This is a genomic window from Nitrospirillum amazonense, assembly GCF_007828035.1.
Classification (GTDB): domain Bacteria; phylum Pseudomonadota; class Alphaproteobacteria; order Azospirillales; family Azospirillaceae; genus Nitrospirillum; species Nitrospirillum amazonense.
Map to the genome: position 1 here is coordinate 223,969 of NZ_VITV01000001.1, position 20,912 is coordinate 244,880.

16 protein-coding genes are annotated in these 20,912 nt (G+C 68.1%); 9 read left to right on the plus strand and 7 right to left on the minus strand.

The window, feature by feature from the left end:
• The 4 genes from FBZ87_RS00975 to FBZ87_RS00990 form a co-directional block, all read right to left on the minus strand.
• On the minus strand, positions 1 to 1,215 hold the full coding sequence (locus FBZ87_RS00975) for an NRAMP family divalent metal transporter (protein WP_246134175.1): 1,215 nt from the start codon (positions 1,213 to 1,215) through the stop codon (positions 1 to 3).
• Positions 1,216 to 1,477: 262 nt separating this feature from the next.
• Positions 1,478 to 4,453 (minus strand): patatin-like phospholipase family protein, encoded by a 2,976-nt coding sequence (locus FBZ87_RS00980; RefSeq protein ID WP_145608448.1) that lies wholly within the window; start codon positions 4,451 to 4,453, stop codon positions 1,478 to 1,480.
• A 20-nt stretch (positions 4,454 to 4,473) separates the two neighbouring features.
• Positions 4,474 to 6,450, minus strand: a complete 1,977-nt coding sequence (locus FBZ87_RS00985; protein WP_145608450.1) for a GMC family oxidoreductase — start codon at positions 6,448 to 6,450, stop codon at positions 4,474 to 4,476.
• Positions 6,451 to 6,540: 90 nt separating this feature from the next.
• Complete coding sequence (locus tag FBZ87_RS00990; RefSeq protein ID WP_145608451.1) at positions 6,541 to 9,072, minus strand: cytochrome c family protein; 2,532 nt, start codon at positions 9,070 to 9,072, stop codon at positions 6,541 to 6,543.
• A 283-nt stretch (positions 9,073 to 9,355) separates the two neighbouring features.
• Between FBZ87_RS00990 and FBZ87_RS00995 the strand changes: the two genes are divergently transcribed.
• The 9 genes from FBZ87_RS00995 to FBZ87_RS01035 all read left to right on the plus strand — a co-directional run bounded on the left by FBZ87_RS00995 (position 9,356) and on the right by FBZ87_RS01035 (position 17,747).
• Complete coding sequence (locus tag FBZ87_RS00995; protein ID WP_145608453.1) at positions 9,356 to 10,546, plus strand: DUF4331 domain-containing protein; 1,191 nt, start codon at positions 9,356 to 9,358, stop codon at positions 10,544 to 10,546.
• A complete protein-coding gene (locus FBZ87_RS01000; RefSeq protein ID WP_145608455.1) occupies positions 10,546 to 11,361 on the plus strand; it encodes a DUF4198 domain-containing protein in 816 nt (271 codons plus the stop codon). The genes FBZ87_RS00995 and FBZ87_RS01000 overlap by 1 nt, the downstream gene beginning before the upstream one ends.
• Positions 11,358 to 12,467, plus strand: a complete 1,110-nt coding sequence (locus FBZ87_RS29545; RefSeq protein WP_246134176.1) for a HupE/UreJ family protein — start codon at positions 11,358 to 11,360, stop codon at positions 12,465 to 12,467. The genes FBZ87_RS01000 and FBZ87_RS29545 overlap by 4 nt, the downstream gene beginning before the upstream one ends.
• A 137-nt stretch (positions 12,468 to 12,604) precedes the next feature.
• Positions 12,605 to 13,447, plus strand: a complete 843-nt coding sequence (gene hexR, locus FBZ87_RS01010) for a transcriptional regulator HexR (RefSeq protein ID WP_088873663.1) — start codon at positions 12,605 to 12,607, stop codon at positions 13,445 to 13,447.
• A gap of 2 nt (positions 13,448 to 13,449) precedes the next feature.
• A complete protein-coding gene (locus FBZ87_RS01015; protein ID WP_145608457.1) occupies positions 13,450 to 14,148 on the plus strand; it encodes a YbhB/YbcL family Raf kinase inhibitor-like protein in 699 nt (232 codons plus the stop codon).
• A 76-nt stretch (positions 14,149 to 14,224) separates the two neighbouring features.
• Positions 14,225 to 14,872, plus strand: coding sequence for a molybdenum cofactor guanylyltransferase MobA (mobA, locus tag FBZ87_RS01020; RefSeq protein ID WP_246134177.1), 648 nt, complete (start codon positions 14,225 to 14,227; stop codon positions 14,870 to 14,872).
• Between the two features lie 82 nt (positions 14,873 to 14,954).
• Entirely contained in the window at positions 14,955 to 15,998 is a 1,044-nt protein-coding gene (locus tag FBZ87_RS01025) for a M4 family metallopeptidase (protein WP_211106803.1), read from the plus strand.
• The gene (locus FBZ87_RS01030; RefSeq protein ID WP_145608461.1) at positions 15,995 to 16,351 is read left to right on the plus strand and encodes a protealysin inhibitor emfourin; all 357 of its coding nucleotides are present in this window, start codon (positions 15,995 to 15,997) and stop codon (positions 16,349 to 16,351) included. Before FBZ87_RS01025 ends, FBZ87_RS01030 begins: the two co-directional genes overlap by 4 nt.
• Positions 16,352 to 16,478: 127 nt before the next feature.
• Complete coding sequence (locus tag FBZ87_RS01035) at positions 16,479 to 17,747, plus strand: hypothetical protein (RefSeq protein WP_145608463.1); 1,269 nt, start codon at positions 16,479 to 16,481, stop codon at positions 17,745 to 17,747.
• Positions 17,748 to 17,920: 173 nt separating this feature from the next.
• Here FBZ87_RS01035 and FBZ87_RS01040 read toward each other — a convergent pair whose 3' ends face one another.
• The 3 genes from FBZ87_RS01040 to mobB all read right to left on the minus strand — a co-directional run bounded on the left by FBZ87_RS01040 (position 17,921) and on the right by mobB (position 20,892).
• Positions 17,921 to 19,015, minus strand: a complete 1,095-nt coding sequence (locus FBZ87_RS01040) for an alpha/beta hydrolase (protein ID WP_145608465.1) — start codon at positions 19,013 to 19,015, stop codon at positions 17,921 to 17,923.
• A gap of 76 nt (positions 19,016 to 19,091) precedes the next feature.
• A complete protein-coding gene (locus tag FBZ87_RS01045; protein WP_186454504.1) occupies positions 19,092 to 20,342 on the minus strand; it encodes a molybdopterin molybdotransferase MoeA in 1,251 nt (416 codons plus the stop codon).
• Positions 20,343 to 20,358: 16 nt separating this feature from the next.
• On the minus strand, positions 20,359 to 20,892 hold the full coding sequence (gene mobB / locus FBZ87_RS01050; RefSeq protein WP_145608468.1) for a molybdopterin-guanine dinucleotide biosynthesis protein B: 534 nt from the start codon (positions 20,890 to 20,892) through the stop codon (positions 20,359 to 20,361).
• Positions 20,893 to 20,912 lie beyond the last annotated feature (20 nt).

Below are 20,912 nucleotides of genomic sequence, written 5' to 3' on the forward strand. Positions count from 1 at the left end.
TCAGATTACCCAGGTGACCACCATGGCGGTGTCCACCACCGCCATGGCGGCCATGCAGACCCAGCCCAGGACGCGCAGGACCGGTGGCAGGACGAAGTCGCCCATGATCTCGCGCTTGGTCGCCATGCGCATCATCATGACGATGACCGGCACGGCCACCAGGCCGTTGACCACCGCGCTCCAGAACAGGGCTTTCACCGGGTCCATGTCGATGACGTTCATGACCGAGCCCACGGCCATGGCCAGCAGGATGGCGCCGTAGAAGGCCTTGGCCTTGTCCCAGGGCCGCGCCAGGCCCACCGGCCAGCGCCGCGCCTCGCCCAGCGCATAGGCCGCCGACCCCGCCAGCACCGGCAGGGCCAGGAGGCCGGTGCCGATGATGCCCAGGGCGAAGACGGCGAAGGCGAAGGTGCCGGCGATGGGGCGCAACGCTTCCGCCGCCTGGCTTGAGGTCTGGATGTCGGTGACGCCGTGGACATGCAGGGTGGCGGCGGTGGTGATGATGATGAACAGCGCCACGCCATTGGACAGCAGCATGCCGATGTAGGTGTCCAGGCGGATGCGCCGCAGTTCCTCCGGCGCCTGTTCCGGCGCCTTTTTCAGGGGCTGGGCCTCGGGGTCGCCCTTTTCCTCCTCCACCTCCTGGTCCGCCTGCCAGAAGAACAGGTAAGGGCTGATGGTCGTGCCGAAGACGGCGACGACGGCCACCAGATACTCCGATTTCAGCGAGACGGGCGGGTGGATCACGGCATGGCCCAGCTCGGCCCAGGGAATGGGCACCACCAGTACGGTGGCGACATAGGCGAACAGCGACAGCGTCAGCCATTTCAGGATAGAGACGTAGCGGCAGTAGGGCACCAGGATCTGCAGGGCGGCCGAGGCGCCGCCGAACAGCAGGACGTACAGCCATTGCGGGCCGCCGATCAGCAGGCCCAGCGCCGCCCCCATGGCCCCCAGGTCGGCCCCGATGTTGATGACGTTGGCCGCCACCAGCAGGAAGACGATGGCGTTGATGGTCAGCGGGGGATAGTGGCGGCGCAGGTTGCCGGCGATGCCATGGCCCGTCACCCGGCCGATGCGGGCGCTGATTTCCTGGATCGCCGCCATCAGCGGGTAGGTCAGGATCAGGGTCCAGGCCAGGCCGTAGCCGAACTGCGCCCCCGCCTGGGAATATGTCGCGATGCCGCTGGGGTCGTCGTCGGACGCTCCGGTCACCAAGCCTGGGCCCAGGCATTGCCAGATGGTGCGGGGCTTTTTCGGCCCCCCTTCGCCGGTTTTGGAATCCCGCCCCGCCGGGGCGGGCGTGGGCACGGCTGTCGTTTCGGATGGCGCCGATCCCGGCTCCAGGGTGTCCAAGGCTAGCCTCCCCGCTGTCCCTTTGAAAGGCGGGCGAGCCGCACCCCGCGTGCGCGCTCGCCCCACCCTTTAAAGATGCGGACGGGATGCCTTGTTCCTTCCCGCTTCCAGGCTAGGCCGGTCAGGCGCCTTGCAGGACCGGCGGGTCGCACTCCTCACACTCTTCCTTCAGCGCCGGTTCCGCCAGGCGGTCCAGGATCTGCTTCAGGGTGGCGAGATCGGTGGCGCAGCCCTGGGCCTCTGCCAGGATGCTGTCCATGATCTGGAAGCCCAGCGACCGGTAGCTCTCGAACTGGCTTTCGGAGAACCACTGGTCTGTGGTGGATTCGTGCGGGAAGGTGGGGTGGGCGTTGGCGTAGGCCTTCACCCCCGCCCCTTCATCGCAATTATGGAAGCTGGCCTTGACGTACAGGATGATGCCCGGCTTGGCCGCCGGCCCGTCGGCCATGGCGTAGTCGATGACGCCCATGGCGTGATAGGGCACATCGGTCAGCGTCACCCCCGGCGCCGGCCGCGGCTGCATCTTCTGCAGTTCGTGGAAGCGGATGGGAATGCCGAAGTCGATGCCGATCTTGCGCACGGCCATGCCCAGATCGGAGTAGGTGAAGGTGGGGTCCTCACCGGCGTCGCTGACCACAATGTAGCGGCAGCGGCGGCGGACCATCTCATAAAGGCCCAGATCCTCGAAATGGCCGCCGTCCGACAGGGCGACATAAGGCTGGTCGTCCGTCGTCAGGCCGAAGGCGTCCTTCACCAGGGGTGCCGCCGCCGTCGGCGGGCCGTTGCGGTACCAGGACTTCTCCCCCACCGGCGCCGGATTGCCCAGCCACCAGCCCAGCCGCATGTTCAGCAGGGTCAGCAGCAGGGACACGGTGGGTGAGGAGTGATAGCCGGCGTTGGGGTCCACCGCGGCCCCGGAGATGGCCATGGCCGTGCCCAGCGAGATGCCCGGGTTGGTGGGGTCATCCTCCGGACGGGGCGGGCATTTCGGCTGGCGCGCGAACGGCCACAGGCGGAACCGGCGGCCGCTGTGCGACGAGCCACCGTATTTCGAGGACGGCCGGAAGGCACCGCGATAGGCCACCAGGGTGCCGCCCGGCTGGTCCAGCAGGGGGCACAGCGACGCCGCCCCGCTGTGCAGCGGCGTGATGGTGAAGGACATGCCCTTGCGCTGCTGCCACGCCAGATTACGGGTGGAGATGACGTTCAGGGTCGTGTTCAGGACATGGAAGGGCCGCCAGTTGTCGCCCGTCCGGTCCTCACGCTTCGCCGGCCACAGCGACTGCATGGTCGGGTTGTCGTCCATGTCGAAACCGGTGAAGCGGTCCGGCTTGCGACCGATGTGCGACGCCCCCAGGAAGGCCCGGACCAGGCGGTTGCGATAGAGGCCGTGCAGGGAAAAGCGGTTGATGTTGATGTACTTGGACGCGAAGAAGGCGATGATGCCCAGGATCACCCCCGCGATCACCAGCAGCGGCACCACCATGCTGCGCTCCTGCGCCTCCACCATGCCGCTCTGGAACAGCACCGACCCGGCGCTGTCCGGCAGGATGAGGTAGTTGCCGTAGGAGATCAGGTAGGCGAACAGGGAGTCGCGCAGCACCACCAGGTCGATGACGGCCGACCCCAGCACCAGCAGCAGGGCGAAGAACAGGGGCGCCGACAGGCTGGCCGCCACGTTGTAGGCAATGGCGACAGGGCTGCGGTTGGGGGCCTGGTTGGACGGCTGGGCCGAGGTGCGGCCGCTGCCGCCCGTCAGCCAGCCGACCATGGCGGTGGCGCCGCCGCCGGCCACCAGCCAGTCGAACAGGGCCTGCGTGCCCAGTTCCACCTGCCCGGCCGTCCACGACCCCAGGAGCGCCAGGGCCACGCCGGCGATCCAGGCGATGCAGGTCGCCAGGTACCAGCCGGCCGACCGCGCGAACCACTCGCGCTGCTCATCCGAGCGGGGGGTGTTGCTGGTCAGCGCCACATAGCAGGTCTCGGCCATCAGCTGCGACACCAGCAGCCACGGCGGCGCGAACAGCAGCAACAGCAGCAGGCGCACGGCCGGATCACCGCCGGAGCCGATGACATGGGCGCCGAAGCCCAGGAAGGCGCCGTAGGCGATGCCCGCCACCAGCCAGCCCCAGGTGGTGCGGTGCTTCAGCCGCGCCCAGCGCTTGAGGTCCAGCAGCGCCGTGAACAGCTCCCCCGTCGTCAGCAGGGTGATGAGCTGGGCCGCCCCGTAGACGACGAAGCCGAGGATGCCGCCGAAGACCAGCAGGTCGGCCAGCGGCGTGACGATCAGCAGCTGATAGCCGATGGTGGTGTCCAGGGCCCCGGTCCAGGCGACGCCGCCCAGGAACATGGGCAGCAGGTTGCCCTTGAGGAATTGTCCCTGTGTTGGGCTGGCCGTGCCGCTGAGCCTCATGGCGCGCAGCGTGAACCTTAGTCCTATGAGCACCAGAGCCAGGGAGATGACGGCCAGGATGACCAGGGCCAGGCCGTACTTCTGGTCGCCGAAGGGATGAGACAGCCAGGCCACGCCCACGGCGGCCAGCTTCACCACCACCAGGCTCAACAGGAACAGCGGGATCAGCAGCACCCAGTTCAGCAGCAGGTTGCGCAGGATCATCGCCGCCGCCGCCCAGGTATCGGCCGAGACCAGACCCACCTTGGGCGTGAGGTAGTTGCTGTCGCGGCGCAGGTCGCCGATGGCCGTGGGCTCGACGGCGCTGACCTCATGGCCGCGGGTGTTCAGCTGCGGCAGCACCTCGGCATAGGGCTGGCGCGACAGCCATGCCGACAGCCAGCTGCCGATATAGCCGCCGCCGGAGACGGTGGAGAGATAGTTGAACTGGCCCAACAGGGCCTTGTCCGGCGGCGGCAGGCGGAAATCCTTGCAGGGCCGCGGCCGGGCGGCCAGCGCCTGGATGATGCCCAGGCCGAAGGTGGCGCTGCGGATGCCGCCGCCCGACAGGCAGAGGGCGGTGGATTCCAGGGTGTTGAGCGCCAGGGTCAGGTCCTCGTCCTGCACCCCGTCGAGTACGTGGTCACCATGGATGCTCTTGGCCTCGGCCCGCAGAACCTCGATGGTGCTAAGCGGATTGGTCATTGGTCTAGCCCCCCTGAGTCTCACGCCCGCGCCTGATGGCGGCGGTTCTGCTGGCAACGGGTCTGCTCGATGATCACCTCGGCCGCCTTCTCCCCGATCATGTAGACGGCGCTGACGATGAAGTAGCCGGGGATGCGCGGGAAAACGGAGGCATCCACCACCCGCAAGCCCTTGACCCCATGGACGCGGAAATCACTGGACAGCACGCCACCCCCCGTGGCGCTGCCGATGGCGCAGGTGCAGGAGGCGTGATGCCCCCAGGCATGGGTGCGCACGAAGTGCTTCAGCTCCTCATCCGTCTGCACGGCGGGCCCCGGCAGCAGTTCCTGCTTAGCGATGCCCTGGTCGTACAGCTTCTTGGTGACGGCGCGCACGAAGCGGATGCCCTCGACCACGCTGTCCAGGTCCTGCCCCGACTTGTCGGTGCCTTCTTCGAAGTAATGGAAGTTGATGTAGGGGGTGTCGCGCGGGTCGGCCGACCGCAGGGTCACCTCGCCGCCGCGGTTCAGCGTATGCGCCTTCAGCACCGCCCAGGTCAGCATGTTCAGATGCTCCGGGAACAGGCTGGAATAACCGGGGTAGTAGCCGCGGAACTCACCCAGCAGGCCGAAGCAGAACAGGTCGGGCATGGGCCGCTCGGGCGCCGAGCGCTTGGTGACGGCCAGCACGGCGCCGTTGGTGGTGTAGACGCCCTCGCGCTTCTCCTTCCATTGCTGGTACTGCGGATCGCCGGCGGCGAACTTGGCGCCTTTCAGCACCTCCCAGTCCGTGGTCATCTCGTTGACGACGCCGACCTCGTAGCGGTCCTGCAGGTTGCGCCCCACGCCGGGGCTGTCGACCCGTACCGGGATGTTGAATTTCTCCAGCGTTTCCCGGGGGCCGATGCCTGACAGCATCAGCAGCTGCGGCGTGTTGAAGGCGCCGCCGGACAGGATGACCTCATGCTTGGCGTAGACGGCGCGCTTTTCCCCGCCCGTGCCCTGGGCGAAAGAGGCGGAATACAGCTTCTCACCTTTCTCGTATTCCACGCCGATGGCGCGCGGCTCGCCCCCCAGCGGCCCGTCCTGCGGCGCGGACTCGTCGAACAGGACGCGGGTGACCAGGGCGTCCAGTTCGATGTGCAGGCGATCGGGATGCTTCTCCGCCACCTCCAGCAGGCGCTCGCGCGTGCCGGTGCGGGCATGGTTGCGGTTGGACAGGGGGACGTAGCGCAGGCCGAACGCGTCCGCATCCACCAGCCGCACGTCGTTGGGATCGCCCTCCCCCTCCAGCAGCCATTCGAAGCCCTGGTCGGGGTTGGGATCGCGCAGCAGCACGGCCTTGGCGCAATCCAGCAGTCCCTGGATCAGGGGCTTGTCGCCCAGCGCCTGCAGCGGGATGGCCTTCTGGGTGTGCAGCCAGCCGCGGAAGCCGTGGCCCGACGGGTTGATCAAGCCCAGGCTCAGCCAATACAGCAGGCGATAGAACCAGCGGTAATGGCAGTTCTCCAGCTTGCGGAACAGCCGGCGCATGGCCTCCGGCTTCCAGCTGATGTCGCCGGTCAGGTCGGCGATGAACTGCCAGTCCTCGTTGTTGGGATAGACGACGATCTGGGCGTTATGCGCCGTGCAGCCGCCCAGGGTGCCGGCGCGGGGATAGAGGATGCCGTCGACCGGCCGCCCGTTGGGCGGTGGATACACCGGCACATACTTGGGGTCGGAGGTCTGCACCGCCTGGTCGCTGTAGTGGCGCACGAAGAAGTCCCAGCGCATGCCCGTGTTTTCCGAGGCGAAGGCGTGGAGGACCGGCACGTCGTAATCGTCCGGCAAACGGTTCTCGTTCGGATAATAGGGATCGCCCCCATGGGACTTGCGCGGGTCCCCCCCCGCCTCCAGCACCAGGACGGTATACCCGGCCTCCGCCAGGCGGGCCGCCACCGTGCCGCCCCCGGCGCCGGAGCCGACGACGATGAAATCATACTGCGCGGATTGAACGGATGCGTCGTTTACATCTGCCATAGCCTGTCCCCCATGCCTGGCCCGTGGGAATGCCGCCCCAACCGCCGGCCGCGGAGCACGCGGCCGGACGGGGTTTGAAGGGCGGGGTGGTCAGAAGGTCTTCAGGAACTCGATCAGCGCTTCCTTGTCCTCATTGCTGAGCGCCGTCGTCTCGGACGTGAAGCTGGTCCCGAAGTAGTGGCCGCGGTTGACCTCGAAATCCGGGCACTTGCTGAAGTCCAGCAGCGGCTTCCGGAGGTTGGCGAACACCTTGCGCGCCTCCTCGTCTGTCGCGTTCTTGGGCAGCTGCGCCAAGTCGTGGGTCGCTTTTTTCAGCAGCTGCAGCAGTTGGACATAGCGGGGCAGGTTCTCCGCCAGGGTGGCGTCGTCCTTGTACAGCTCGGTGTTGGAGATGAGGTTGACCGGCGTGTCCTTCGGGATGGGCCCCACCATCAGGTCGCCGTCGCCGAAGATGCTGGGCAGCCAGCGGTGCAGCGGGCTGAGCAGCGGCTTCAGGAAGGCGGGCAGGAAGCCGCCGGGCACCTTCAGATAGCTGCCGACACTGGTGCGGTCGATGAGGAACACCCCCTTGTCGCCCAGCAGCTTGTCGTGGGGGCGCGTCTCGGGCGACAGCATCTGCCGGATCGAGACCTCGAAGGTCTTCACGCGCTCCTCGACCGACGGATTCAGCGGGTCAAACGGGTAGTAAGGCTTTTGGTCGGGCGGCGGCGACGGCAGCGGCGGCTGCGCGTAGAATGACCCGCCGGGCCAGCCCACCGTGTTGTTCACCAGGTAAGGCGCTGTCGACCACAGGGCCACCAGCGAGGGCACGCGGGTGTAGCCGCGGCCGCCGGCCGGCATGACGTAGTCCTTCTCCTCACCCGTGAAGGGATCGTGGATCTTGATGGTGCCGACGGACGGCAGCTGCTTGTAGGAGGTGGAGGAGAAGTTGTCCCAGATGTTGCCGGCGATGGCGTTGGTGGCCAGCGGGCTGCAGGCGTTGGTCTGCAACAGGGTCACGGGCACCCGCATGTCGGTTGACAGGTAGTTGTCCGTCAGGAAGTCCGGCGCCTTCACCATCTCCTTCATCTGCGCCTTGAAGGCGTCCGATTTCACCCAGGCCCAATACTCGTTCCAGCAATTCAGGTAGTCGGGGCCGTTGCACGTGCTGAAGTCGATTTCCTTGGGCAGCGGCGGCTGCTTGCTGGAATGGCAGCCGGCGCAGGTCTCGGCGAACACCTCCTTGCCCCGCTCCAGCTTGGCCAGGTCGGTCGTCATATGGGCCTTGCCGCCCGGCGCATCGGCCAGCTTGTGGCCCTTCTGGATATCCGTGTTCAGGAAATACTCGGCGAGAAAGCCCGTCTGTGCTTCCGTCGCCTGCCAATAGCTGGAGTTCTTGCGGCCCACCTCGATCTGGATGGCCGTGTTGGGCACGCCGCCGAACAGCGGGTTGAAGTGGCGCAGCCATTCCTCGCTGAACAGGCCGATGTTGATGAAGACGCGGTTCAGCGCCCCCTGCACCCCGACGCTGTCGGAACCGTCCTTCAGCACGTGCGGCGTGATCACCCGCTTGCCGTCGAGGCTGCCCTTGAGGAATTCGTTGTTCAGCTCGGGCCCGCTCAAGGTCTCAATCCCGCGCTGCATGGCCACGTTCATGCGGGCGCCAAGGCCATAGACCGCGTTCATGGTGCGGGGATTGTTGATGTAGTCGGTGGAAACCAGCGAGGTATCCAGCGCGCCGGGGCGTGAGGTGTGCACCAGCTGGATCAGGTAGTTCTGCTCGCTCGCCTTGCGCTCCGGCGAGCCCGGCTTGCCGTAGTTCCAGCCGAAGATGCGGTCGATCCAGAAATACTGGGCGCCGACCACCGCGCTCATGTTCTCCCACTTCGGGTTTTCCGGGTCGGCCGGCGGGTTGGTCGGGCTGGGCCCCACATGGCAGAAGCCGCAGGACATGCCCACGCGGTAGGGGCGGACCAGGTTCTTGTCGTTGTAGTAGGACGGATCCTCGTAATACTTCTTCGCGTCCCAGTGCTTCTTCGCCTTTTCGTCGAAGGCGGGATTGGGGAACAGGCGCAGGCCGACGATGCCCGTGGGATAGCCGTAGTAGGAGCCCACCGGGAACTCGACGCCGTCCAGCTTGGTGCCGCGCGCGCCGATCTTGACTCCGGGGTACTTCTTCTCATTGGCGAAGGGGTCCTCGGGACAGTTGGGATCATCCTTCACCCGCTGATCCAGCCACAGGCCGAACCGGTCCTCCGAGGGGCCTGTGGGCGCCACGAAGCACGGCTCATTCATCAGACCCAGTTCCCTGAACCGGGTACCACGGCCATAGGCCAGCGACGGATGGCTGGAGATGGTCTTCAGCAGGTCGAAGTTGCCGAAGGCGCTGTCCGTGATGAGGTCCCAGAAGCGGTCGTTGCCGCCAGTCCACACGATCCAGTTGTTGCGGCCCTTGACCTCATCCGAGGTCAGCTTCACACCGCCGTCCATGTCCTTGAAATAGTCCTCGTCGGCGGCCGGGAAGGTGTCGGCGGCCCGTTCGGCCCGCATCGCCTCATCCTTCACCTGCTTGTCACCGCAGCCAGACAGCAGCAGCACCGCCGCCACCAGGGTCGCAAAGACCCCAAGACCGATCCGCGCCATGCCCCACCTCGCGCCCTGAAAAGTTGTTCGTTGGTCTGGACATTATATCCGGAGCGAACTAGTCTCAAGCCAAAGATACAACTTACAGGAAATATAGTTCCTGTTGTTACGCCGTTTATCTCGAATTTGATATCCGGCTTCCACCCCTAAAGTGTAATGCCACCCTTCAAAACGACATAACCCTTCCGACGGGGTGCGGGTGGCTGAGCAGGCTTGAATACCATTGAAAATCAATGTGATACGGCGCATTGCGCGAACCTGGCGGGACTGACGGAGGAAGACGATGGGGCGCATCTTCAACAGGACCAGGGGCCTGAACATCCTGGGAAAAGCGCTGCGGCGGCTGCGGCTGCCGGGGCTCGCGCTGGTTGCATGCCTTGGCCTGGCGAGCCCACAACCTGCACGCGCGTCGGACCATGCCGACCCGACCAACCTGACCGACCCGACGGCCAACATCACGGATCTGTTCTTCTACCCGGACGGGGACGACATGATCCTGATCTTCGACGTCAACCGTGCCCTGCTGGCGCCCAAGCCCTACAACCTGGCGCCCTATGACTATGAGATCCACATGGACCTCACCACGCCGGTGTCCTTCCAGGATCCGGTCATCCGCGCCCGGTACGGCGGCACCGTGCTGGTGCCCGACCAAATCCATCCCGACGTCACCATCAAGGTGAAGCTGCAGGACGACGTGACGGTGAACACCATCACCTACACGGGCCTGAAGGATACCGACAAGATCAAGACCTACTTCGGCGTGCGCGACGACCCCTTCGTGTTCCCGCGCTTCTTCAAGAAGAACGTCATCGCCATGGTGATGCGCATCCCCAAGAGCGCGTTTCCGGCGGACCAGCACGACTTCATCCTGTGGGGCACCACCGCCAAGGATGGGACGGAGGTCGACCATGTCGGGCGGTCCATCCGCACCCAGTTGCCGCGCTTCGGCTTCATCAACACGATGCCGCCCAAGGACCAGCTGAAGGCGCTGATGGCGCGCAAGGCCAAGCTGGACAACATCTACAACTACCTGCACAGCGCCAAGGAATGGTGGGCGATAGCAGCAGCCGACTTCCTGCAGTTCACCCTGCAGCTGCGGCCCTATGACCTGCAGCCCGACGTCATGGTCTACACCGACCGCTTCCCCGTCGGTTACCCCAACGGCCGCCTGCTGACCGACGACGTGGTGGCCCAGACCTGCGCCTTTGGCGACTGCCTGCTGCAGGAAATCTCCTTCATCGAGGGGCCCTATCCGCGCGCCACGGTGAACGACAAGCCCTTCAGTGCCGAATGGCCCTACCTGGCGCCGCAATGGCCGGACCAGACGCCGGCGCCATCCAACGCCCACAGCGTCCTGCCCTGGGTCATCCTGGGCGTGATCGTGCTGCTGCTGGTCAGCTGGGGGATCGTGGAGATCATCCGCAGCCTGGTCCGGCACCTGCTGCGCTGGTGGTGGCGCCGGATTGACGCCTGATGGGGACGGGACGCGCCTGCCTGACCGCGCTGGCGGTAGCCTTCTGGACCGCCGGCGCCCTGGCGCATGATTTCTGGATCGAGCCGTCCACCTTCCGTCCCGGCCCCGGCACCGCCGTGGCGGTGGGCCTGAGGGTGGGGGAGAATTTCATCGGCGATCCCGTGCCCCGCACCGCCAGCCTGATCGACCGCTTCTTCGTCCGCCAGGCGGGGGAGGAGCAGGCGGTGGGCGGCGCCGACAACATCGACCCGGCCGGCTTCCTGCGCGTCGACGGCCGGGCCACCGCCCTGGTCGGCTATACCGGCGGCGGCAGCTATATCGAACTGCCGGCCGAGCGCTTCACCGCCTATCTGCGTCAATACGGCCTGGACGGCATCGTGGCGGAGCGGGAACGGCTGGGGGAAAGCGGCCAGCCGGGCCGCGAATGCTTCTACCGCTACGCCAAGTCCCTGCTGGCCGGCACCATGGCCGACCCGGCGGTGACCCGGCCCCAGGGTTTCACCTATGAGATCGTGCCCGACGCCGACCCCACGGTGGCCGGCACCGCTCCGGTGCGCGGCCATGTGCTGTTCCTGGGCCAACCGGTGGCGGGGGCGGTCGTCACCGCGCACCTGCAAGGCCAACCGGCCGTGCGCCTGGCCACGCGCAGCGACGCCCAGGGCGCCTTCGCCTTTCCCCTGCCCCAGGGTGGTGTCTGGCTGATCCGGTCGGTGCACATGGTGCGGGCGGGCACGCTGGCCCACTGGCTGCATCACCGGGACTGGGAAAGCCACTGGGCCTCACTGACCTTCGACTGGCCGGGAGCCCCGTCATGAAGGGCTGGCTCTGGGCCTTGCTGCTGGCGCTGTGCCTGGCGGGAGGCACCCAGGCGCATGAGATCGGCACCACGCAGGTGCAGCTGACGGTGGGGCCGGGCGACGCCTGGTCCGCCACCATCACCACCGCCCCCACCGCCTTGGTGAACAAGCTGGAGGCGGCGGCCGGCCAGCCGCTGAGCCGCGACCTGACGGCGGAGCGGGTGCGGGCCATCCTGCCCGCCTACGCCGCCGCCATCGCCGCCCAGGTGGATCTCAGGGCCGACGGCGCCGCCCAACCCGCCACGGTGGCGGTGGAACAGGTGGAGATGCCCAGCGACATCACCCTGCCGGCCTTCGTCGTGCTGCGCGCCGGCGGCCCCCTGCCGCCCGGAGCGCATGCCGTCACCTGGCGTTACGGCCTGGTCTACAGCACCTATGGCGTCGTCTTCACCGACGCCACCGGCGGCACCCCGCAAACCCAGTGGCTGGAGGGCGACGCCGCCAGCCAGCTCTTCGCCCTGGCGGCCAACGCCGCCCCCCTTTCCCTGCCCCGGCTGGCGGCCCAGTACCTGGAACTGGGCTTCCTGCACATCCTGCCCGAGGGGCTGGACCACATCCTGTTCGTGTTGGGCATCTTCCTGCTGACCACCCGCCTGCGCTCCATCCTGGTGCAGGTCACGGCCTTCACTCTGGCCCATTCCGTCACCCTGGGCCTGACCATGTACGGCGTGATCAGCCTGCCGTCGCGCGTCGTGGAACCGCTGATCGCCCTGTCGGTCGCCTATGTGGCGGTGGAGAACATCGTGACAGCACGCCTGACGCCCTGGCGCCCCCTGGTGGTGTTCGCCTTCGGCCTGCTGCACGGCATGGGCTTCGCCGGGGCCCTGGCCGACCTGCACCTGGCCCGGCGCGACGTCATCCCCGCCCTGGTCAGCTTCAATGTCGGTATCGAGCTGGCGCAGTTGTCCATCATCGCCGCGGCCTATGCCGCCGTGGCCCTCGTGTGCGTTTCAGGTCGGCAACGGGACAAGCCCTGGTACCGCCGCCGCGTGGTCATCCCCGCCTCGTCCCTCATCGCCGCCACCGGCCTGTTCTGGACGGTGCAGCGCGTCGCGGGCCTTTAACCCTTATGGGGCCGCTGCCACGGCGCGCGTGACATGGCCGCATAACTTCCGGTAATTTCACTACAAACAGGAAGGAACGCCGCAGCAGCGCGCCTGGTTCCTTCGTGAAGTCATCGGCAGGGTCGGGGGTTAGCTTCATGCTGGGTCGCATACGCGGGATGATGGACAGTCTGCGTCCGTCGGAACGCAAGATCGCGGAAATCGTCCTGAAGCGGCCGCACGCCGTCGTCACCGCCTCGGTGGCGGAAGTGGCGCGTGAGGCCGACGTCAGCCAGCCCACGGTGGTGCGCTTCTGCCGATCCATCGGCTGCAGCGGCTATCAGGACTTCAAGCTGCGCCTGGCGCAGGACCTGGCCACGGGCACGCCCTTCGTCGATGCCGACCTGATGCCCGACGACCCGGTGGCGGAGGTGGCGGCCAAGGTCATCGGCCGGGCCATCAGCGCCTTTTCCCGCATGCGCAACCAGCTGAACGCGGAAAACCTGAGCCGGGCCGTGGACATCCTGGCCGCCGCGCGGCGCATCGAGATCTACGGCTTCGGCGCCTCCGGCATCGTGGCGCAGGACGCGCAGAACAAGTTCTTCCGCCTGGGCGTGCCCGTCATCGCCCACAGCGACGTGCACGTGCAGGCCATGGCCGCCAGCATCCTGGGGTCGGACGGCGCCGTCATCGCCATTTCCCACACCGGCCGCACGCGCGAGCTGCTGCGTTCCGTCGACCTCGCCTTGGACGGCGGCGCGCCGGTGGTGGCCATCACCTCGGGCGGGTCGCCGCTGGCGGAGCGCGCCACCGTGCCCCTGCTGGTGGACGTGGATGAGGACACCAGCATCTACACCCCGCGCACCTCGCGCCTGTCGCATCTGGCCGTCATCGACGTGCTGCAGGTGGCCGTGGCCCTGCGCCAAGGCACGGCCCTGGGCGAAAACCTGGCCCGGGTGAAGCGCCCCTTGCGCGAACGGCGCATGACGGAACGGGTGTGAGCATGAGGCGCCGGCTGGTCCTGGGCACCACCCTGGCCGTAGGCTTGGCCAGCGGGCTGGCAGCGGGGCAAGCGCACGCCGGCCTGTGGCTGAGCAGTCCTGATTTGGCGGCCGACGGCACGCTGACCGCGCCCCAGGCCTGGGATCGTGACGGCTGCGGCGGCAAAAACCTCTCCCCCGCCCTGCGCTGGGGCGGGGAGGCGCCGACGACCAAGAGCTTCGCCCTGATCATCATGGACGCGGACGTCAAGAAGGGCTTCCGCCACTGGATGGTGTTCAACATCCCGGCCGGCGTGCACAGCCTGGCCGCCGGGGCCGGGGCGGCCGACGGCAAGGCCCTGCCCAAGGGGGCGGTGCAGGCGCTGAACGACTTCGGGCCCAAGGGCTACGGCGGCCCCTGCCCGCCGCCGGGCCAGACCCACCGCTATGTCTTCACCCTCTACGCCCTGAACAAGGACACGCTGGACCTGAACCCGGACCAGCCGGCGGGCGCCCTGGAATCGCTGGTGCTGACCCACGCGCTGGACAAGGGCCGCCTGCTGGCCAAGTCCCCCCGCTTCGAGAGCGCACCGGAAAAGACGGCGGAGAAGGCCAAGCCGACGGATGAGAAACCGGCGCCCAAGGCGGAACCGGCGACGTCAGCGCCCAAGCCCGCGCCAGGGAAGACACCAACGCCGGCGGCGGGAGACACCCCGAAATGACCCGGTCCCTGGGCGACCTGGCGGCGACGGCCCCCACCCGCACCACCGCCGACGACATCCTGGCGTTGTACATTCCGTGAGCGGAACGATCCATATTCTGGGTCTGATCCTGGCCGGTGGCCTGGCCCGCCGCTTTGGCGGTGATGAGGTACACGCGGTTGACAAGGCGCGCCTGATCCTGGCCGGCCGGCCCCTGCTGGCCCATGTGCGCGGGCGCCTGGCCCCCCAGGTGTCGGCCCTGGCCTTGAACGCCAACGGTGACCCCGACCGCTACCGCGACCAGGGCCTGCCCATCCTGGCAGACACCGTGCCGGGATATCCCGGGCCGCTGGCCGGCGTGCTGGCGGGGCTGGAATACGCCCGCACCCAGGGCGGCCATACCCACGTGCTGAGCGTGCCGGCTGACTGCCCTTTCCTGCCCCAGGATTTGGCCGCACGCCTGGCGGGCGCAGCGGCCCCGGGCGGCGTGGCCTGCGCCACCTCGGGCGGGCAGCGGCATCCGGTGGTGGCGTTGTGGCCCGTGGACCTGGCCGACCGCCTGCGCCAGGCTCTGGTTGAAGAGGACGTGCGCAAGGTCGGCGTCTTCCTAGCGGGTCAACCCCTGGCCCTGGTGGACTTCGCCGTCGAGGCCATCGACCCCTTCTTCAACATCAATACCCCGGATGATCTGGATGCGGCCGCAGCCTTCCTCTCCAAGGGATTAGCCCCGGCGATACAGGCGTAGCTATGTCCTAGGCGGCTATTCCGGCACCCAACGCGCGGTGCCACGCTGGGTGCCCCGATCCAGCGCTGAAAGGCCCGCCCCCATGTGCCAGCACGCCGGCTGTCCCCCGCACGTCTGCTTCATCATCCCGCCGCACATGATCGAGCATGTGGCGACCAACGCCAGCGACCCGACCCTGCGCAAGCGCGCCCTGCGCAACCTTTATCAGCAGGGCCTGTTGCGGGGCATGCGCGACAGCATGAACCAGTTCGCCTTCGCAGGCCTGGGCACGGGCACCAAGCAACGCAGCGTCTATGACGCCCAGCATGGCGGCGATCTGCCCGGCACCCTGGTGCGGTCGGAGGGGCAGCCGGACGGCCAGGACGTGGCCGTGAACGAGGCCTACGCCTACGCCGGCCAGACCTATGATTTCTATCTGGAGGTGATGAAGCGCAACTCCGTGGACGACAAGGGCATGCGCCTGGACTCCACGGTGCACTACAGCACCGACTACGACAACGCCTTCTGGAATGGCCAGCAGATGGTCTATGGCGACGGGGACGGGGAGATATTCGACCGGTTCACCAAATGCCTGGATGTCATCGGGCATGAACTGACCCACGGCGTCACCCAGTTCACCGCCGGCCTGACCTATTCCAGCCAGTCGGGCGCCCTGAATGAATCCTTCTCCGACGTCTTCGGCTCGCTGATCAAACAGTACGCCGCCGGCGACACGGCCGACCAGGCCGACTGGCTGATCGGGGAGGGCTTGCTGATCCCCAAGGCGGGCACCAACCGCACGGCGCTGCGGTCGATGAAGGCGCCCGGCACCGCCTATGACGACCCTACCCTGGGCAAGGATCCGCAACCCGCGACCATGAAGGACTATTACAGCGGGTCGGACGACAATTACGGCGTCCATATCAATTCCGGCATCCCCAACCATGCCTTCTATCTGGCGGCCACCGCCATCGGCGGCAAGGCGTGGGAGGTGGCGGGCCTGATCTGGTACGAGACGCTGACCACCCGCCTGCAGCTGTGGTCGGAATTCAAGGACGCCGCCGCCGCCACGCGCGACGTGGCGCGGAAATACGGTGACGCCGCCACCAAGGCGGTGGACGACGCCTGGACGGCCGTGGGCCTTTGACCCATGCTGCCGCCATGAGTGCCGACCCGCCCCCACCTGCCCCGCCCCTGCCTGTCGTCATCGAGTGCCAGCGCCAGGGCGGCATCGCCTTCCCCCTGCGCCGGCCAACGGTCAGCGTGGAGGTGGCGGGGCTGGACGAAGCGGAACGCCAAGCCCTGTCGCGCTTGCTGCAAGCCGCCGACATGGCGGACCAGCCACCCGCCTTTCCCGGCCCAGGCCACCCCGACGCCCTGGAAACCCAGCTGACCGTGGCCTGGCCCGGCCACAGCGCCACCGTACGCTTCCGCGACGGCGACGGGCACCCCGCGCCGCTGGATGAGTTGGCCGGCTGGGTGCTGCGACATAAGCGCTGACCTTAGGAGAACAAGCTGGCGCGACACACGCGATAGGTTGCGCCCTGTCCTGCGCATTGGCATCCTGATTCCGCTGCCGGTAAAGGAGGCGGAGATGGGTCGGTCCAGGGCGAGTTTGTTTGCCGCGATGTTGATGCTGGCTGTGCCGGCGGCAGCGCAGGAGGGCGCGCAACCCACCCCCGTACCGCCGGGCGCCCATCTGCCCTTCCAACGCTCCGAACGCCTTTCGGCGGGGGACTTCGTCGGGGAAATCCACGCCTACGGCGCGGTGGGCCCAGACTTGGCTCAAGCCCTCGCCACGCAATATGCGCGCCTGGGGCGCCCAGACCTGGCCTGGGCCGCAGGCCGCCTGCATGGAAAACCCGGATGCGACGTGGTCGCGCAGGAGGGGATATCCACCGACCCGTTGGATCTGTTGTCACGCCTGGCACAGGACCGCCGCGTGGTGATGATCAACGAGAACCATTTCGCCCCTACCTCCCGCGCCTTCTGGCTGGCGGTCCTGCCCCGCCTGCGCCAGATGGGCTTCACCCATGTGGCGCTGGAGGCCCTGTCGCCGCGCGGCGATGACTGGACCGATGGGGAGGTGCGCGAATCCATCGCTGGAGGCAAGGGCTTCGCCCCTTACCTCGGCGAACCGACCTTCGCCGCCGTCATCCGCCGGGCGATGGCCCTGGGCTTCACCCTGGTTCCCTATGACGAAGCCGACCTCGCCAGCCCGGGTGCTGACAGGGAAGAGCGTATTGCCTCGCGGGAGCGGGTAGAGGCGGCGCGTCTGGCGGACACGCTGACGCACATGCCAACGGACGGGAAATTGCTGGTCCTGGCCGGCTGGAGCCATGTCAACAAGGGACTGAGCGGCCCGGCGCATCTTCATTGGATGGCGGAGGTTTTCAAGGAGCGCACCGGCATCGATCCACTGACCGTGGATACCACCAGCTGCCAGCTCACCGGCCCCAAAGACTCCGCCGTCACCTATACGGCCCCCGACGGTGCCCCGAAAGTTATTCCCGCCGCCGTAGGCCATGTCGATATGCAGGTCTATATGCCCCTTCCCGGTGGCGATGACCTGATCGCCGCCGCCGGCGTCTCCCGCCATTGGCTGGGCCGGCCCGTGGCGATCCCAGCGGCCTTGCTGCCCAAGGGCGGCGATGGGGTGGTGGAGGCACGCAAGCCCGGCCAGTCCGCCGACACCGCGCCCTATGATCGCCTGTTCCTGCGGCCGGGCGAGGTCCTGCCGCTCTACCTGCCGCCAGGCCGCTATGTCCTGACCCTGCGCGGCGAGGGCGGCGGCATCCAGGCCAGCACCTCCCTCACCGTGGCCGCCCCGCCGCACGGCAAAACGCCAGGCACCGAATTGTCACAGGCAACCAACAGGGTAGCGCCGTCGCGGTAGGTTGCCGTCGCCGCCATTCACCGGCATGCTCAGCCCCATCACCAAGGGTGGTGGGCAAGGCCATACCACTTACCCGTAGGGTGCGCGCCGGACGAAAGGCACCCCCCGCGATGCTGCGCAAGACGCTGTTCCTGCTGCTGGCCCTGCTGGCCCTGGTCGCCTGACCTCGGGTCTTACGGACGGCCCAGTTCCCGCGTGAAGAAGCGGGCCATGACGTCGTAGGCGGCCCGCGCCTCCGGCGATTCCGGGTCGGAGAAGAAGGAATGGACCATGCCGTCCCAGATGTGCAGTTCCGTCCGCGCCCCGGCCTGTTCCAGCAGATCCTGGCTGCGCAGCGTGTCGCTCATCATGAAGTCGCGCGTGCCGGTGATCAGCAGGGTGGGCGGGAACTTGGCCAGCACCTCCGGCGACACGCCCGGCAGCACCAGCGGGTCCTGAGCGTTGGCGCCCTGGAAATAGGGCAGGTCGATCAGGCGCAGGCCGGGGCCCGGCAGCTGGCCGCCGTAGAGGGCCGACCAGGCCTGGGAATCGCCGCCACCATCCAGCACACCCGCGCAGAAGATGCCGATGGCGCCCGGCCGGGGCAGGCCGTGGGTCTGGAACCAGGCCACCGCCTCCGCCGTCAGGATGCCGCCGGCGGAACAGCCGTAGATACCGATGTTCTGCGGCTTGTAGGTCTTCAGCAATTCCTTGTAGACAGCGGCCACATCCTCGCTGGCGGCGGGGAAGCGGTGCTCCGGCCCTTGGCGGTAATCCACCGTCACCACCTTGATCCGGGACAGGGCCGCCACCGGCACCGCCTCCACCAGCCCGCCGGCCCCCGCCCCCCAGAGGAAGGCGCCGCCGTGCAGGTTGATCAGCACCCGGTCCGCCACCTGGGGACCCTTGGCCGGCGTCACCACCTGGGTGGGCACGCCGCCCATGGTCTGGTCGGTCACGGTGACAGGATAGAGCGCCCGCAGCCGGTTGGCGCGGTCCGTGTTCATGCGGTCGTAGAAGGCGCGGCTGGCCGGCACGTCCGTGATGGGCGGGGCGTGCACGTCGGCATAATGCTTGAACCAGTCCCGCGCCTCCGGCGAAGCGTAGGAGGAGAAGGGCAGGACCAGGCTGCCCGGCGCCAGCGGCAGGGTGACGCTGCCATCCGCGCCCACGGCTGAGGGCGGGGCATCGGTCTTCTGGTCGGCCGCCTGGGCCACCCCGGTGAACATCAGCGCCGTCGCCATAAGGCCGGCGCATGCGATGGCATGGATGGATGTCGTCCTGGTCATGTTCCCTCCCTGGGCTTTGTTTTGCCCCAGGATACGGGAAATGACATCGATACCATAGCGCTTACTTGGCGCCGCCTTAGAACAGCCCGTGCAGGGGAATGACGGTCAGCGGATCGCCGGGCCGCAGGCTGTCGCGAACCTCCTCCACCTCCGCCACGGCGTCGGCCACGGCCAGGGAGGACAGGGCGGCACTGCCACCGGCGCCGGCGAGATGGGCCACGGTGTCGGCGCCTTCCTGCCGCAGGACCACGCGCAGGTATTCACGCTTGCCCGGGGCGCGGCCGTGGGTGAAGCCACAGCGCACGGTGACGCGGGGCGGGTCGGCGATGGTTTCGCCCGACAGGCGCTGCACCAACGGCCGGCCCAACGCCAGAAAGGCGGCGAAGGCGGCGAACGGGTTGCCGGGCAGGCCCAGGAAGGGCGTGTTCCCGACATGCCCCCCTTTGATATGGCCGAACGCCAGCGGCTTGCCCGGCTTGAGGGCCAGGCGCCAGAAGTCGATGCCGCCCAGGGCCGCCACCGCCGTCTTCACATGATCCTCCTCCCCGGCGGAGACGCCGCCGCTGCTGAGGATCAGGTCAGCCCTGAGGCTGGACAGGGTGGCCGTCAGGGCGGCGGGATCGTCACCAACGATGCCGGCCGGCACCACGCGGCAGCCCAGGCGGCGCAGCAGGGCGGTCAGCAGGGGGCCGTTGGCGTCATGGACGGCGCCGGGGGGCAAGGGCGCGCCGGCCGGCCGCACCTCATTCCCGGTGGACAGCAAGGCCACGGTCAGGGGCGCCCGCACCACCAGGGTTCGCTCGCCCAAGGCGGCGGCCAGCGCCACCGCCGCCGGGAACAGGCGGCGCCCCGCCGGCAGCGCCACCGCGCCCACCGCGATATCCTCCCCCACCGCGCGGCAATGGCGACCGGGGGCAAGGCTGGGCGGGGCCAGCAGCACGTCGCCGTCCAGCTCCGCATCCTCCTGCATCAGCACGGTGTCGGCGCCATCAGGCAGGGGCGCGCCGGTGAAGATGCGTACGGCGGTGCCGGGCACCAGGGGATGGGGCGCGTTCCCCGCCGCCACCCGGCCCGACAGGGGCAGGCGCACCGGCCCCGCCGCCCCGGCGACATCGCGGTGGTCCAGGGCGTAGCCGTCCATGGCGGCCTGGGCGAAGGGCGGCAAACTCAGCGCCGCCACCACATTCTGGGCCAGGACGCGGCCGTCGGCCGCATCCAACGTCACGCTCTCGATGCCTGCGACGGGGGTGACCGCGCGCAGCAGGCGCTCCCGCGCCTGGTCGACGCTGAGCAAGGTATCGGGGTAGCAGTCGGCGGCGCCTGGCATGGGACTCGGCCGCCTTTCAGTCAGCGCGGGGCGGCAGGCCGTCATGGGACAAGCCGACATGGGCCAGGATGAAGGTGGCGATGTCCGCCACCGCGTCCAGGGGGAAACGCCGCAGGCCGGCCGGCACCTCCACCGGCAGCGGATCGTCCGCCGCCAGCGCCACGACGCTGGGGTCGCCGGGGAACAGTGGCGCCTTGCCGTTTTCCGCCCGCCAGATCTCCAGCTTGGGAATGGGGTCGTGCTTGAAACCTTCCACCAGCACCAGGTCCACGGGCGACAGCTTGGCCACCAGGTCGGCCAGCGTCGGCTCGGCCGCGCCGCGCAGCTCATGCATCAGGGCCCAGCGCCGGGACGAGGCCACCAGCACCTCGGTGGCGCCGGCGGTGCGGTGGCGGTGGCTGTCCTTGCCTGGCTGGTCCACGTCGAAATCATGGTGGGCGTGCTTCAGGGTGGAGACGCCGTAGCCCCGCCCCGTCAGTTCCGGGATCAGCCGGACCATCAAGGTGGTCTTGCCCGAACCGCTCCACCCCGCAAGGCCGAACAGCTTCATCTGGCGATCCTCTCCCTTTC